The 14,174-nt window shown below is 71.2% G+C and carries 13 protein-coding genes and 2 tRNA genes; 3 read left to right on the forward strand and 12 right to left on the reverse strand.

Going from position 1 to position 14,174, the window contains the following annotated elements:
* Positions 1-34: 34 nt before the first annotated feature.
* Together leuS and ACN9M0_RS11580 are read right to left on the reverse strand one after the other, a co-directional pair.
* Positions 35-2,908, reverse strand: a complete 2,874-nt coding sequence (leuS, locus tag ACN9M0_RS11575; protein ID WP_366035799.1) for a leucine--tRNA ligase — start codon at positions 2,906-2,908, stop codon at positions 35-37.
* Positions 2,909-3,213: 305 nt separating this feature from the next.
* Positions 3,214-3,286 (reverse strand) — tRNA-Ala (locus ACN9M0_RS11580).
* A 124-nt stretch (positions 3,287-3,410) separates the two neighbouring features.
* Between ACN9M0_RS11580 and ACN9M0_RS11585 the strand changes: the two genes are divergently transcribed.
* A complete protein-coding gene (locus ACN9M0_RS11585) occupies positions 3,411-4,652 on the forward strand; it encodes a glycosyltransferase 87 family protein (RefSeq protein WP_366035798.1) in 1,242 nt (413 codons plus the stop codon).
* Here the strand turns inward: ACN9M0_RS11585 and ACN9M0_RS11590 are convergent.
* Both ACN9M0_RS11590 and ACN9M0_RS11595 read right to left on the reverse strand, forming a co-directional pair.
* Positions 4,631-4,864 (reverse strand): hypothetical protein, encoded by a 234-nt coding sequence (locus ACN9M0_RS11590; RefSeq protein WP_017239283.1) that lies wholly within the window; start codon positions 4,862-4,864, stop codon positions 4,631-4,633. The two genes, ACN9M0_RS11585 and ACN9M0_RS11590, sit on opposite strands and share 22 nt — an antisense overlap.
* Before the next feature lie 137 nt (positions 4,865-5,001).
* Entirely contained in the window at positions 5,002-6,435 is a 1,434-nt protein-coding gene (locus tag ACN9M0_RS11595; protein ID WP_426403551.1) for an MFS transporter, read from the reverse strand.
* A gap of 101 nt (positions 6,436-6,536) precedes the next feature.
* On the opposite strand from ACN9M0_RS11595, the gene ACN9M0_RS11600 reads away from it, so the two are divergent.
* Complete coding sequence (locus ACN9M0_RS11600) at positions 6,537-7,400, forward strand: helix-turn-helix transcriptional regulator (protein ID WP_399698201.1); 864 nt, start codon at positions 6,537-6,539, stop codon at positions 7,398-7,400.
* Between the two features lie 49 nt (positions 7,401-7,449).
* Here ACN9M0_RS11600 and ACN9M0_RS11605 read toward each other — a convergent pair.
* From ACN9M0_RS11605 to ACN9M0_RS11635, 7 genes are all read right to left on the reverse strand, one after another.
* Positions 7,450-7,522: transfer RNA gene (locus ACN9M0_RS11605), tRNA-Ala, on the reverse strand.
* A 105-nt stretch (positions 7,523-7,627) separates the two neighbouring features.
* The gene (locus ACN9M0_RS11610; RefSeq protein ID WP_366035911.1) at positions 7,628-8,281 is read right to left on the reverse strand and encodes a histidine phosphatase family protein; all 654 of its coding nucleotides are present in this window, start codon (positions 8,279-8,281) and stop codon (positions 7,628-7,630) included.
* Positions 8,278-8,742 (reverse strand): ribosome silencing factor, encoded by a 465-nt coding sequence (rsfS, locus tag ACN9M0_RS11615; protein WP_366035795.1) that lies wholly within the window; start codon positions 8,740-8,742, stop codon positions 8,278-8,280. Before rsfS ends, ACN9M0_RS11610 begins: the two co-directional genes overlap by 4 nt.
* Positions 8,743-8,826: 84 nt before the next feature.
* Positions 8,827-10,542 carry an LCP family protein gene (locus tag ACN9M0_RS11620; RefSeq protein ID WP_426403552.1) on the reverse strand — a complete coding sequence of 572 codons (1,716 nt, stop codon included), beginning with the start codon at positions 10,540-10,542 and terminating at the stop codon, positions 8,827-8,829.
* A 19-nt stretch (positions 10,543-10,561) separates the two neighbouring features.
* The gene (gene nadD, locus ACN9M0_RS11625) at positions 10,562-11,182 is read right to left on the reverse strand and encodes a nicotinate-nucleotide adenylyltransferase (protein ID WP_366035793.1); all 621 of its coding nucleotides are present in this window, start codon (positions 11,180-11,182) and stop codon (positions 10,562-10,564) included.
* A 52-nt stretch (positions 11,183-11,234) separates the two neighbouring features.
* Positions 11,235-11,396: a hypothetical protein gene (locus ACN9M0_RS11630; protein ID WP_030684916.1), complete on the reverse strand. Its 162-nt coding sequence runs from the start codon at positions 11,394-11,396 to the stop codon at positions 11,235-11,237.
* Between the two features lie 83 nt (positions 11,397-11,479).
* The gene (locus ACN9M0_RS11635; RefSeq protein WP_426405405.1) at positions 11,480-11,728 is read right to left on the reverse strand and encodes a hypothetical protein; all 249 of its coding nucleotides are present in this window, start codon (positions 11,726-11,728) and stop codon (positions 11,480-11,482) included.
* Between the two features lie 128 nt (positions 11,729-11,856).
* On the opposite strand from ACN9M0_RS11635, the gene ACN9M0_RS11640 reads away from it, so the two are divergent.
* Positions 11,857-12,999, forward strand: coding sequence for a M48 family metallopeptidase (locus tag ACN9M0_RS11640; RefSeq protein ID WP_366035792.1), 1,143 nt, complete (start codon positions 11,857-11,859; stop codon positions 12,997-12,999).
* On the opposite strand, the gene ACN9M0_RS11645 is transcribed toward ACN9M0_RS11640, so the two are convergent.
* A complete protein-coding gene (locus tag ACN9M0_RS11645) occupies positions 12,984-14,072 on the reverse strand; it encodes a hypothetical protein (protein WP_366035791.1) in 1,089 nt (362 codons plus the stop codon). The genes ACN9M0_RS11640 and ACN9M0_RS11645 overlap by 16 nt on opposite strands.
* Positions 14,073-14,174 lie beyond the last annotated feature (102 nt).

Consider the following 14,174-nt stretch of genomic DNA (forward strand, 5'->3'; position numbering starts at 1 on the left):
CAACCTGCCCGTAGGGGAAACCCCCCATGTGTCGTCAGCCGGCGACGATGTTGACCAGCTTCGGCGCGCGCACGATGACCTTGCGGATCTGTGCTCCGCCCAGCGCCGCGACCACGTGCGGGTCGGCCAGCGCCAGCGTCTCCAGCTCCGCGTCCGTGATGGAGGGCGAGACCTCCAGGCGGGCCCTGACCTTGCCCTTGATCTGCACGACGCAGGTCACGGTCTCGTCGACGACGTACGCCGGGTCGGCGACCGGGAAGTCCTGGTGGACGACCGACTCGGTGTGGCCCAGCTTGCGCCACAGCTCCTCGGCGATGTGCGGGGCCAGCGGGGCGACCAGCAGTACCAGCTGCTCGGCGACCGGCCGGGAGATCGCGCCACCGGACTTGGTCAGGTGGTTGTTCAGCTCGGTGATCTTGGCGATGGCGGTGTTGAAGCGCATCGCGGCCATGTCCTGCGCGACACCGTCGATCGCCTTGTGCAGGGCACGCAGCGTGTCCTCGTCGGGCGCGGTGTCGACGACCGTGACCTCACCGGTCGCCTCGTCGACGATGTTGCGCCACAGCCGCTGCAGCAGGCGGTACTGGCCGACCACCGCGCGCGTGTCCCAGGGGCGCGACACGTCCAGCGGGCCCATCGCCATCTCGTACAGGCGCAGGGTGTCGGCGCCGTACTCGGAGCAGATCTCGTCCGGCGTCACGGCGTTCTTCAGGGACTTGCCCATCTTGCCCAGGACGCGGCTGACCTTCTCGCCCGCGTACCAGAAGGCGCCGTCCCGCTCCTCGACCTCGGCCGCCGGCACGGCGATCCCGCGCGCGTCCCGGTAGACGAAGGCCTGGATCATGCCCTGGTTGTACAGCTTGTGGAACGGCTCGGCCGAGGAGACGTGGCCCAGGTCGAACAGCATCTTGGACCAGAAGCGCGCGTACAGCAGGTGCAGCACGGCGTGCTCGGCGCCACCGACGTACAGGTCGACGCCACCGGTCGGCATGCCCTCGCGGGGGCCCATCCAGTACTGCTCGACGGCGGGGTCGACCAGCTTCTCGGAGTTGTGCGGGTCCAGGTAGCGCAGCTCGTACCAGCAGGAGCCAGCCCAGTTGGGCATGGTGTTGGTCTCGCGCCGGTAGCGGCGCGGACCGGAGCCGTCGCCCAGGTCCAGGGTGACGTTGACCCAGTCCTCGTTGCGGGACAGCGGGGTCTCCGGCTCGGTGTCCGCGTCGTCCGGGTCGAAGGTGCGCGGCGAGTAGTCCTCGACCTCCGGCAGCTCCAGGGGCAGCATCGACTCGGGCAGCGAGTGGGCGACGCCGTCCTCGTCGTAGACGATCGGGAAGGGCTCGCCCCAGTACCGCTGGCGGCTGAACAGCCAGTCGCGCAGGCGGAAGTTGACGGTGCCCTCGCCGATGCCGCGGTCGGCCAGCCAGGCGGTGATCGTCGCCTTGGCGTCGGCGACGCCCAGGCCGTCCAGGGAGACCTCGTCGTTGGCCGAGTTGACCAGCTTCGCCTCGTACGAGGAGAAGGCCTCGTCCCAGGTCGACGGGTCGGTGCCGCGATCGTCGCTCGGCTCCACGACGCAGTGCATCGGCAGCTCGAAGGCGCGCGCGAAGGCGAAGTCGCGGCTGTCGTGCGCCGGGACGGCCATGATCGCGCCGGTGCCGTAGCCCATCAGGACGTAGTCGGCGATGAAGACGGGGATCTGCTCGCCGCTGACCGGGTTGGTCGCGTACGCGCCGGTGAAGACGCCGGTCTTGTCCTTCGCCTCGGCCTGGCGCTCGACGTCGGACTTGGAGACGGCCTGCTTGCGGTAGGCGTCGACGGCCTCGGACGGGGTGGCGTGACCGCCGGTCCACACGTCGTGGGTGCCCTCGGGCCAGACGGCCGGCACGATCTTCTCGACCAGGTCGTGCTCGGGCGCCAGGACCATGTAGGTGGCGCCGAACAGGGTGTCCTGGCGGGTGGTGAAGACGGTGATGGCGCCGGTGTCGCCGACCTGGAAGTCGACGCGGGCGCCCTCGGAGCGGCCGATCCAGTTCCGCTGCTGCAGCTTGATGGCCTCGGGCCAGTCCAGCGCGTCCAGGTCGTCCAGCAGGCGGTCCGCGTAGGCGGTGATCCGCATGTTCCACTGGCGCAGCTTGGCCTTGAAGACGGGGAAGTTGCCGCGCTCGGAGCGTCCGTCGGCGGTGACCTCCTCGTTGGCCAGGACGGTGCCCAGGCCGGGGCACCAGTTGACGGGCGCGTCGGAGGCGTACGCCAGGCGGTACTCGCCCAGGACGTCGGAGCGCTCGGCGGCGCTCAGCTCGCTCCACGCGCGCGTGCCGGGGACCTCACGCGTGCCGTTCTCGAACTGCTCGATCAGCTCGGCGATCGGCCGGGCCTTGCGGGCCTCGTCGTCGTACCAGGAGTTGAAGATCTGCAGGAAGATCCACTGGGTCCACTTGTAGTACTCCGGGTCGATCGTGGCGAACGACCGGCGCTTGTCGTGGCCCAGGCCCAGCCGGCGCAGCTGGACCTTCATGTTCTCCATGTTGGCCTCGGTGGACACGCGCGGGTGCGTGCCCGTCTGCACGGCGTACTGCTCGGCCGGCAGGCCGAAGGCGTCGAAGCCCAGGGTGTGCAGCACGTTGTGGCCGGTCATGCGCGCGTGGCGGGCGAAGACGTCCGTGGCGATGTAGCCCAGCGGGTGGCCGACGTGCAGACCCGCACCCGAGGGGTACGGGAACATGTCCATGATGAACTTCTTGGGCAGGGCGGCGACCGCGGGGTCGCCCGCCAGGTCACCGGTGGGGTTCGGCGCCTCGTAGGTGCCCTCGGCGTCCCAGAAGTCCTGCCAGCGTGCCTCGATGTCGGCGGCCATGGCCGCCGTGTAGCGATGAGGGGCCGCCATCTCGGCGGCCGTCGTGATCTCGGTCATGGTCCTTGATGCTCCATCGATCGTCTCTGCCCACTGCCACTGACTGCCCGAAATGAAAAATCCCCTCGCACAGGAGGGGATGCCGCGCCGACTCCGACGGGATGTCTGTCACCCGTCGGGACTGGTCAGCGCGGCTCGGTAAGCAGGAGGCGTACGGCACGCATGGCGCCAGGGTACCGCAGGGCCCGAGCGGGCCGCACCGGCGTTCACGGAGCGGGCGGCGCGGGAGAGGCGGCCGGAGAGAAAGGAACGGGCCGCACACGAAGAAGCGGGCCACCCGATCCGGGTGGCCCGCTTCTCTTCTGTGGAGCTAAGGAGAATTGAACTCCTGACCTCCTGCATGCCATGCAGGCGCTCTACCAACTGAGCTATAGCCCCTTGCTGTTTTCCGTCTCCGTCTCGGTTTCCCTCGCGGCGACAGACAGAACACTAACCGGCTCCCCGGCAGATCTCCAAATCGATTCTCGGAGCCCCTCTGACCTGCCGGGTAGGGTCGCCGACTGTGTCCGTCTCCGTGCTCTCCAAAACCCGCGCCCGGCCGTGGCCCCTGGCCACCGCCGCGGCGGTCTGTCTGCTCTCGTTCACGGCTTTCTGGGTGGCGCAACGCCTCGCCCACGTGAACATGCTCGACGTGATGGTCTACCGGGCCGAGGGCGAGACGGTCCGGGCCGGCGGCGACCTGTACGCGATGCGCGCGACCTCGGCGAACCTCGGCATGACCTACCCGCCCTTCGCGGCCCTGCTGTTCGTCCCGCTGACCCTGGTGGGGGTCCCGCTGATGCGGACGCTCACCACGGCGGGGAACCTACTCCTGGTGGTCGCCCTGGTGCAGCTGTCGCTCCAGCTGGTCCGCCCCTCGCTGTCGCGTACGGACCTGTGGCGCACGACGCTGTGGGTCGCCGCCGCCGTGGTCTGGTGCGAGCCGGTGTGGACGACCCTGCGGTACGGCCAGATCAACCTGCTCATAGCGGTGGCGGTGCTCTGGGACCTCACCCGTCGCGAGGGCAGCCGCTGGGCCGGTCTGGGCATCGGCCTGGCGACCGCGGTGAAGCTCACACCGGGACTCTTCGTGGTCCTGCTGCTGGCCGCGGGCCTGCTGCTGTGGCGCCGGGACCGGGGCATGAACCAGTGGCTGCGCACGGCGCTGACGGCGACCGGGGTGTTCCTCGGGACGACGCTGGCCGTGGCGCTCGTCCTGCCCGCGGACTCGAAGCGGTTCTGGACGGAGACCCTGTTCGAGACCGGCCGGGTCGGCTTCGCCGAGGAGACCGCCAACCAGTCGATCCGCGGGGTCCTGGCCCGGCTGATGCACACGGACGACCCGGGCATGTGGTGGGCGGTGACCGCGGCCGTGCTGGGCGGCGCGGCGATGGTGCTCGCGGTACGGGCGGCGGTGCGCGGCGACAAGGCGGTGGCCGTGGTCGTCTGCGCGTTCACGGCGCTGATGATCAGCCCGATCTCGTGGTCCCACCACTGGGTCTGGTGCGTGCCGCTGCTGATCCTGCTCGCGGACCGCGCCACGCGCGCGTGGCCGGTGACGGGGACGGTGGCACTGGTCTTCGCGTCGTTCGCGCTGTGGTGGGTCCCGCACGACCCGGGCCGCCCCGAACTGGACCAGAACGCGGGTCAGATGCTGCTGTCGGCCGTCTACCCCCTGACGGCGACGGCGCTGCTCGTGGGATACGCGCTGACGCTGCGGGCGTCAGGCCGCGGAGAAGGACGTCAGGCCGTGGCGAAGGAGTAGAACCGCTTGAGGGTGCAGTGCTCGTCGAGGAGCCGGCCGTAGATCGGCTCCCCCTCCAGCTCGCGGTAGGTCTCGATCGGGTCGCCTTTTATGATCAGCGCCCGCGCGCACTCCTCGCACCAGTACTGGAACCCGGTGTTGACGGGATCCATGTCGCGCACGATGGGCGTGCCGCTGCCGCACCAGTCGCACTTCCGCCTGTGTGCACCCATGAATCAGCTCCAGCTGTGGCCGCAGGCCGTGCACCCATAGGACACCCTGCCGTTGTCGCCGAGCACTTGGGTCACCCTCCCGTCCGGATCCTCGTCCCCCTCCGGCCGTCCGATTCTGCCATGGCCCCGCAAGAGGGTCAGCGTGATCGTCGGGGCAGTCCCACCACGGCGCCCACGAGGGAGGCCGCGGCCAGGGCCAGGGCGGTCGCCCACAGCGCGTCTGCGGAGTCCTGAGCTCCGGTACCGGCGTATCGGCTGAGGAAGAGGGTGCCGAAGGTGGCGACGCCGATGAGCTGGCCGAGCTGTGTGACGGTGGCGAGCAGTCCGCTGGCGTCGGCCGCGTCCTCGGGGCGTACGGTCGCCAGCGCCCCGGTCAGGGCCGGGCTGAAGGCCAGCGAGATCCCCGCGCCGAACGCGCCCAGGGCCGGGTAGAGCCCCCAGCCGCCGGTGCCGCCGTCCGCGAGCAGCACTCCGAGGGTGAGGGACGCCGCGGCCGCGAGCAGGAATCCTGCCGGAACAAGCGCACGGTGCAGCCGGGCCGGCCAGCGCCGCCAGGTCAGGCCGACGGCACCGAAGACGACGGCGGCGGGGCCGAAGGTGAGTCCGGCGCGCAGGGCGCTGTCGCCGAGCCCGCCCTGCAGGTGCAGGGTCAGGGTGAAGAGGAAGCCGGCGTTGACGCCCATCGCCACGGAGATCGAGAGGACGGCCCGGCCCATTCCCGGGATGCGCAGCACGCGCGGGGCGATCAGCGGTGCGCCGCCGCTCCGGGCGAGCCGGGACTCGTACGCGCCGAAGACCGCGGCGAGCACCAGCGAGCCGCCGAGGCAGAGCCAGGACCACAGCGGCCAGTCCTGCTCCTGGCCCAGGACCAGCGGGACGGTCAGCAGGGACACGGCGGCGGCGAGCAGCAGCAGACCCGGCAGGTCGAGGGCACGCGCGCGCGCGGGCCCGGCGTGGGCGTCACGGGGGAGCACCCGGGCGCCGAGGACGAGCAGGACGATCCCGATGGGGACGTTGACCAGGAAGACCGGCCGCCAGCCGGTGCCGAAGAGGTCGGCGCTCACGAGGACGCCGCCGACGACCTGCCCGGCGGCGGCGCCGGTGGCCAGGACCGCGGCGTAGGCGCTGAGGGCCCGCACCCGGCGGTCGCCCGTGAAGTTGCGCTGGATGAGGCTCAGCACCTGGGGGATCATCAGGGCCGAGCCGGCGCCCTGCACCAGCCGGAAGGCGATCAACTGGCTGGTCCCCGCGGCGAGTCCGCAGGCGAGGGAGGCCGCGGTGAACAGGGCGAGGCCGCCGAGGTACGCCCGGCGGTGTCCGAGCAGGTCGCCCAGACGGGCTCCGGTGATCAGCAACACCGCGTAGGCGATGGTGTATCCGGCGATGACGAGCTGGAGCGCGCCTCCGGAGGCGGAGAGTTCGGTGCGGATGGTGGGGGCGGCGACGTTGACGATGAAGACGTCGAGGAGTGCCATGAACTGGGCGGCGAGGACCACTCCGAGCAGCAGTCCGGGGCGGTTGTCGGTGGCACCGTCTTTACTGAGTACGGGACGTGTTGCGGTCGAGGTCATGCGACGAGCGTGACCGCGTTCGGATACGGGTAACGAGAGCCCGCCGATGCTGGTACTGACACCACCTGGCAGCGGCGGCACGGGGACTCGACCATGGGGGTGTGACGTTTGTGGCAGCACTACCGACGCAGCGGCGGCGACGGCCGGAACTGGCCGCGTTCCTGCGCAGCCGCCGGGCCAGGGTGACACCGGAGGACGTGGGCATGCCGCCGGGCTTCCGCCGGCGCACGCCCGGGCTGCGCCGTGAGGAGGTCGCACACCTCTCCGGCGTCGGGGTCACCTGGTACACCTGGCTGGAGCAGGGCCGGCCGATCAACGCCTCCGCGCAGGTCCTCGACGCGGTGGCCCGCACCCTCCGGCTCGACCGGCCGGAGCGCGAGCACCTCTACCACCTCGCCGAAGTGCCGTACGCCCCCGACCGGTCCGCCGCGGACGTCGCGGTGGTCAGCCCGGAGATCCAGGGGATCCTCGACGCCCTGGACCCGCTCCCGGCGGTCCTCTACAACGCGCGGTACGACGTGCTCGCGACCAACATCCTGTACGAGCGGCTCCTGATGCAGGACGGACAGGGCCTGGACACCGGCCCGTTCGGCATACGCAACGTGCTCTGGGCGCTCTTCAGCGTGCCGGGGCCCAAGTGCCCGGTGGTCGACCGGAAGAGGGAGCTGCCGCTGATGGTGGCCCAGCTTCGGGGCGCGTACGGCCGCCATGTGGGCGAGCCCGACTGGGAGGAGTTCGTACGGCGTCTCGCGGAGACCAGCCCGGAGTTCGCCCGCCTCTGGCGCAGCGGTGACGTGCTCCCCCCGGGCACGAGGGTGAAGACCTTCCGGCACGAGCTGGTGGGTGAGGTCCGGCTGACCTCGGTCTCCCTCTCCGTCAACGGGCTGCCGGAGTGCCGGATCGTGACGTACACGCCGAGCGACGAGGAGAGTCGCCGGGGGATCGAGACCCTGCGGACCATGTGACGGAACGACGAATCCCGCCCCCCTGCTGGGGGACGGGATCCGGTGACTGTGGAGCTAAGGAGAATTGAACTCCTGACCTCCTGCATGCCATGCAGGCGCTCTACCAACTGAGCTATAGCCCCTTGTGTTCTTCGTTGTTCTTCGCGCTGTGCGCTCCGAACAAGAAGAACTCTAGCCTGTGACCTGCCGGAAAGTGAAATCCGGGTCCGGCAGGCCGGTCGTGGGGCTCAGTCGTCGTCGCCGAGGACCGGCTCGGGCAGCGTGCCGGCGTTGTGCTCCATCAGGCGCCAGCCGCGGGCACCCTCGCCGAGTACCGACCAGCAGCAGTTGGAGAGCCCGCCCAGGCTCTCCCAGTGCTGGGCCTCCAGGCCCAGGAGCCGGCCGATGGTGGTGCGGATGGTGCCGCCGTGACTGACCACGACGAGCGTGCCGTCCTCGGGGAGCTTGTCGGCGTGCCCCAGGACCACCGGGGCGGCCCGGTCGGCCACCTCGGTCTCGAGCTCGCCGCCGCCCCGGCGCACGGGCTCGCCGCGCTTCCAGGCGGCGTACTGCTCGCCGTACCGCGCGACGATCTCGTCGTGGGTCAGCCCCTGCCACTCCCCCGCGTACGTCTCGCGCAGGGCGGAGTCGTGGGCGACGGCGTGGCCGGTGAGCGCGGCGAGCTCGGCGGCGGTGGCCGCCGCCCGCTTCAGGTCGGAGGCCACGATGGCGTCCGGCTTGAGCGCGGCGAGCAACCGTGCGGCCCGGCGCGCCTGGGCGACGCCGGTCTCCGTCAGCTCGATGTCCGTCGAGCCCTGGAAGCGGCGCTCCAGGTTCCACGAGGTCTGGCCGTGCCGCCAGAGGACGATGCGGCGGCCGATGCCGCCCTTGGTGGTGCTCAGCTCAGCTCACCGTCCGGTCCTTCGGGAAGGCCGGAGCCGGCCTCGATGTCGGCGCCGGTCAGGGCGGCGTGCTCGGCCGCCTTGCCGCGGGTCTTCAGGGCGTCCTCGGGCAGGTCGAGCTCGGGGCAGTCCTTCCACAGCCGCTCGAGGGCGTAGAAGACCCGCTCCTCGCTGTGCTGGACGTGGACGACGATGTCGACGTAGTCCAGCAGGATCCAGCGTGCGTCGCGGTCGCCCTCACGGCGGACCGGCTTGGCGCCGAGCTCCTTGAGCAGCCGCTCCTCGATCTCGTCGACGATCGACTTGACCTGGCGGTCGTTGGGCGCGGAGGCGAGCAGGAAGGCGTCGGTGATCGACAGCACGTCGCTGACGTCGTACGCGATGATGTCGTGCGCGAGCCGGTCGGCGGCCGCCTGAGCGGCGGTCTTGACAAGCTCGATGGAACGGTCCGTGGCGGTCACAGGCAGGCTTTCGTCGGCGGTCCAGTACCCCTCCAGGGTCTCACGGACCGCCGACGGCCCCGTCGGCGTTTTCCGGGGCGCCCCTTACCGGGCCCCGGGGGCCTTGAAGTCCTGGCCGAGGATCACGGTGACCGCGATCGTTCCCGAGGGCTTGCCCTTCTCGACCGAGCCGTCGGGCAGCCCCAGCGTCTTGGCCACCTCGACCGCCGTCGCCTTCTGGGCGTCGTCGCCGTAGAAGACCTGCGATTTCTCCTGGACCGACGCGTCGGTGCCGCCCGCGACGGCGTAGCCGCCGTTGATCAGGACGACCCGGGCCGCCTCCGCCGCCTTCTTGCCGGAACCGTCCCGCACCGAGACCCGGGGCACCTCGCCCGCCTCGGGGGCGGTGACCTTGCCGCCCAGGATGTCCTTCACCACACTGTCGCTCGCGCCCTCGGTCAGCGCGCCGTCCTGCCCCACCGGGAGCAGGGCCGTCTTGTAGTCGCCGATCTTGGCGTGCTCGGCGAGCTTGGCCAGGGAGGCGCCGAGGTCCTTCTCCGGGAGCGAGGGGTCGAGGATCTGCTGGAGGGTCTCGATGGTGACCGTGGCCGCCTGGGGGTCGCTGGAGAACTTGCGCAGCACCCCGTACATGACCTGGCCGAAGCGCTGGAGCTGCTTGGCCTCGGCCTCGCCGGGCGCCCGGTAGGTGGCGTAGGCGACGGCGGCGCGGCCGTTCAGCGTCTGCTTCTCGCCCTTCCGGACGAGCGGCTCGGCGCCCTTCTTGGTGTCGGGCAGGGCCGTGTCGGTGTCGATCTCGATGCCGCTGACGGACTCGACGAGGTTCTCCAGGTACGGGGTGTCCAGCCGCCAGGTGCCGGTGATCTCCGCCCCGAGCAGGTTGCCGATCGCCTCGCGGGTGCCGCTGGAGCCGTCGTCCTCGACGGACTTGCCGAGGGTGGTCCCGGAGCCCTCTCCGTCGGAGACGACGACGGAGTTGGGGAGGAGGATCGTGGTGCCCTGACGGGTCGTCGTGTTGTCCACGAGCAGGGCGGTGGAGGTGCCGCCGTTCTTCAGGTCGTGGAGGTGGACGACGATCGTGTCGCGCTGCTGCGGGCCGGTCGCGGTGTTCCCGGCCTTCGTCTCCGGGTCCGACGAACCGGGGAGCAGGCCCGCGGACCACAGGTAGCCGACGCCGCCGGCGACGGCGAGCACGAGGACGACGACGAGCGCGATGACCCGGTTGCGGCCGCGCCGCCTGGCCTCCTCGCGCCGCTCCGAACGGCTCTCGGTGAACTTGAGCCAGTCGATGACGTCCTCGGAGTCCTCGTCGGGCTCCTCGATGAACGAGAACTGCTCGGTGCGGTACGCGCGGTCGTCCTGGCCCTGCCGGGGCGGGGCGGACCGCCCGGAGGCGGGGCGCTGTCCGGGGACTCCGGCCGGCGCCGCGACCGGGGCGGCCGGCGCCGCGGGGGCGGCCGGCGTGGCCTGGACGGGGGCGTGGACGGGTGCGGGCTCGGCCTGGGCGGCCCACTGCTGCCCGGTGTCGTAGGAGGGGTAGGCGTAGCCCTGCTGCCCGTACGGGTCGTACTGCGGGGCCTGGACCGGTTCCTGGGCCTGCGGCTGCTGGGCGTAGGGGTCGTAGCCGTACGCCTGCTGCTGCGGCTGCTGCTGGCCGTACGGGTCGTAGTGCTGCGCGGGCGCCTGCTGCTGTGCCTGCTGCTGTGCCTGCGGCTGCTGGTACACCGGCTGCCCGTACTGGTCATAGCCGATGATCTGCGGCTGCGGATAGTACGGGTCGTACGGGTGCTGCTGATCGTTCACCGGTGCCCCTCCCCGAAGCTCACTCGCCGCGGTACAGCTGGCGCTTGTCGATGTAGCGCACCACGCCGTCCGGGACCAGGTACCAGACGGGATCGCCCTGCGCGACCCTCACCCTGCAGTCGGTGGAGGAGATGGCGAGCGCGGGGATCTCGACGAGCGAGACCCCGCCCTTGGGCAGGCCGTCGTCGGTGAGGTCGTGACCCGGCCGGGTGACGCCGATGAAGTGGGCGAGCGAGAAGAGCTCCTCGGCGTCGCGCCAGGTGAGGATCTGCGACAGCGCGTCGGCCCCGGTGATGAAGAACAGGTCCGAGTCACTGTTGAGAGACCGCAGGTCCCGCAGGGTGTCGATGGTGTACGTCGCGCCGCCGCGGTCGATGTCGATCCGGCTCACGGAGAACTGCGGGTTGGACGCCGTGGCGATGACCGTCATCAGATAGCGGTCCTCGGCCGCCGAGACGACCTTGTGGTTCTTCTGCCACGGCTCGCCGGTCGGTACGAACACCACCTCGTCCAGGTGGAACAGGGCGGCGACCTCGCTGGCCGCCACCAGGTGTCCGTGGTGGATCGGGTCGAAGGTTCCGCCCATCACGCCGAGTCGGCGCTTCCCGCGCCCGCCAGTAGGCACTTCCTGCTCTCCCATGCGTGCAGAGCCTACTGGCACGGCGGCGGACGCCGGATCAGCGGTCTCCGGTTCAGCGGTCGCGGTTGAAGCGGGTGGTGATCCACAGCAGCAGAAGCAGGGTGCCGAAGGCACCGAAGCCGGTGAGGTAGGGGCTGAGGCTTTCGTGGTTGCCGCCGTGCTCGGCGCCCTCGGCGAGCGTGACGAGGTGGGCGGCGGTGCTGTGGAGGCTCATCTTCGGCAGACCTATCGATCGGGGATGGGAGCGGAGACTTCGCGCACATCGTATGCGGGCGGTCGCGGCGCGCTCACGCCGACTCAGGCGTTGGCGTCACGGTCGGTGCCGCCGACGGCCGAGTCGTTCGCCCTGCCGTTCGCGCTGTCGTTCGCGCTGTCGTCCGCGTTGTCCTCGCCGGTGTCCTCGGAGCGGTACCCGCGCAGCAGGAACCAGGCGAGGAAGGCCCCGCCCACGATCGAGACGAGCAGCACGATCCGGAGCGTGTCGCCCGGCCCCTGCTGGGCGGCGGCCGCGAGCAGGGCGGCTGCGGCGTCGGCGGTGTCCGGCATGTCGGTCGTGCCCTTCGGTCGTCCTCGGTGCCCTAGTTATCCACAGGCTCCGCCACACGGTAGCGCCACCGCCTACGCTGGGTTCAGTCAGGGGGACGAGCACCGACTCGTACGAACAGGGGGCATCCATGACCGAGAACGACCAGGGGAACGTGCCGAGCAGGCAGCGGAAGCGGTTCCCCGGCATCTCCTCGCGGGCCTACGAGCATCCGGCCGACCGCTCGGCCCTCGTGGCCCTGCGGAAGCTCAGCGGCTTCGACACGGCCTTCAAGGCGCTCAGCGGGCTGCTGCCGGAGCGCAGTCTGCGGCTCCTCTACCTCTCGGACTCCGTCCGGGTGAGCGACGCGCAGTTCATCCACCTCAACGACATGCTGAGGGACGCCTGTTACGTCCTGGACCTGGAGAAGGTCCCGCCGATGTACGTCACGCAGGACCCGAAGCCCAACGCGATGTGCATCGGCCTGGACGAGCCGATCATCGTTCTCACCACCGGTCTGGTGGAGCTCCTCGACGAGGAGGAGATGCGGGCGGTCGTCGGCCACGAGGTCGGACACGCGCTCTCCGGACACGCCGTGTACCGCACGGTCCTGCTGTTCCTCACCAACCTCGCGCTCAAGATCGCCTGGATCCCGCTGGGGACGGTCGCGATCACGGCCATCGTGACCGCGCTGCGCGAGTGGTTCCGCAAGTCGGAGCTCTCCGCCGACCGGGCCGGACTCCTCGTCGGCCAGGACGTGCGGGCCTCGATGCGCGGCCTGATGAAGATCGCCGGCGGCAACCACCTGCACGAGATGAACGTGGACGCGTTCCTCGCCCAGGCCGACGAGTACGAGAAGGCCGGGGACCTGAGGGACTCGGTCCTGAAGATCCTCAACGTACTGCCGCGCTCGCACCCGTTCACCGCCGTCCGGGCGGCGGAGCTGAAGAAGTGGTCCGAGAGCCGCGACTTCCAGCGGATCATGGACGGGCACTACCCGAAGCGCTCGGAGGACAAGGACACCTCGGTCACGGACTCCTTCCGCGAGTCGGCCGGGCACTACGCCGACACGGTGCGGACCAGCAAGGATCCCCTGATGAAGCTGGTCGGGGACATAGCCGGGGGCGCCGGTGACCTGGCGGGCGACCTGGGCGGACGGCTCCGCAACCGGTTCGGGGGCGGTCAGGGCGGCCAGAAGGCGGACGGCGGCGCGGCCGGGGACGGGACCGGGACGGACTCCGGGACCGGGGACGACACGCCCGGGAACGGCGCGAAGGGTCAGAGCGAGGGCTGAGCGCCCGGTGCCAGCGCCCCGCACAGCGCGGGGGCGGCGGGCCGGGCGGTGGCGTACGGGTCGGTGACCGCCGGGCCACTGCCCGCGTCGGAGGCCCGCGCTCCCGCCAGGAGCGGCTTCAGGGAGCCCGTGGTGTCGGCGCCGCACGCCTGCGGCCCGGCCTCCACGGTGCTGGTCAGCAGCTCGGCGCGGTGCATGCGCAGGTCCTCGCGGTCGAAGCGGAAGTGCACCACGCGGTGGACCGTGAAGAGGGAGGCCGCGGCGACCGGCCCCGCGCCCTGGACGGCCGGGCGGAGGGCGTAGGTGTACGTGTGGTCCGCGGTGACGTCCAGCGTGTCGGGGCCCGTCTCCTCGAAGCGGAGGGTGCCCTGCACGCGGGCGGCGGGCTCCGCGAGGGCCACCTTCCGGGGGTCGAAGCGGACGAGCCAGCCCGCGAGGGCGTGCCGGCCGTCGTCGGCGGGGGATTCGACGCTCCGGTCGAACTGTTCCAGCTGGTCCGGGTCGAGGAGCAGGCGCGCGGGCCGGACGGTCGCCCCGGACAGGACGTCGGGCTCCAGGGCGGAGGCCACCAGGTAGTCCTTGGCGATGCTGAGGCCGGTGACGACCTGGCTCTCGGCGAAGTGGGAGGTGCGCCCGGCGACGGGCAGGTTGATGCCGGCGGCCCCGGTGCGGAACTCGGCGGCGGGGCTGTGGGCGAAGAGCTGGGCGGGAGCGCCGCCCGGGACGGGGCCCTGGGGGGCGAGCGGGACCACGGTGGTCCGCAGGGGCTCGGCCCGCTGGTCCACGGGGGGCTGGTACGGGTTGCGGACACCCAGGTAGATGGCGGTGCCGAAGGCGAGAAGGATCAGCAGCACGAGCATGATCGCCTGGCGGGAGCCGGTCCGGCCCTCGCTCCACGACGACCGGCTGCGGACGGCCCGGGCGTGCTCGCCCATCCGCTCCTGCGCCGAGAACTCCTGGAGGTGGGCAGCGCGGATGAACGCCTCGTCGAAGACGACGGATCGGTACTCGTCCTCACCACCGCCGGGGAACCCCTCGGGTGTCCCCTCAGGCGGGTCGCCACGCCCTGCCATACCTTCAGGGTAGGTCCGTACGGGCTTCGGTAAACGCTCAGAGACCAGTTCGGAAGAATTCCGCCGTCAGAGTGTGCCCGGGGCCGCGGGGCGCCCAGAACG

This window comes from Streptomyces sp. R-07, from assembly GCF_049913175.1.
Lineage (GTDB): Bacteria > Actinomycetota > Actinomycetes > Streptomycetales > Streptomycetaceae > Streptomyces.

Bases quoted from the DNA above. Each gene is read 5' to 3' on its own strand.
- nadD (WP_366035793.1), bottom strand. From the start codon at position 11,182: ATGGGAGAGCAGGAAGTGCCTACTGGCGGGCGCGGGAAGCGCCGACTC.
- leuS (WP_366035799.1), bottom strand. From the start codon at position 2,908: ATGACCGAGATCACGACGGCCGCCGAGATGGCGGCCCCTCATCGCTAC.
- ACN9M0_RS11640 (WP_366035792.1), top strand. From the start codon at position 11,857: ATGACCGAGAACGACCAGGGGAACGTGCCGAGCAGGCAGCGGAAGCGG.
- ACN9M0_RS11645 (WP_366035791.1), bottom strand. From the start codon at position 14,072: ATGGCAGGGCGTGGCGACCCGCCTGAGGGGACACCCGAGGGGTTCCCC.
- ACN9M0_RS11595 (WP_426403551.1), bottom strand. From the start codon at position 6,435: ATGACCTCGACCGCAACACGTCCCGTACTCAGTAAAGACGGTGCCACC.
- ACN9M0_RS11590 (WP_017239283.1), bottom strand. From the start codon at position 4,864: ATGGGTGCACACAGGCGGAAGTGCGACTGGTGCGGCAGCGGCACGCCC.
- ACN9M0_RS11635 (WP_426405405.1), bottom strand. From the start codon at position 11,728: ATGCCGGACACCGCCGACGCCGCAGCCGCCCTGCTCGCGGCCGCCGCC.
- ACN9M0_RS11630 (WP_030684916.1), bottom strand. From the start codon at position 11,396: ATGAGCCTCCACAGCACCGCCGCCCACCTCGTCACGCTCGCCGAGGGC.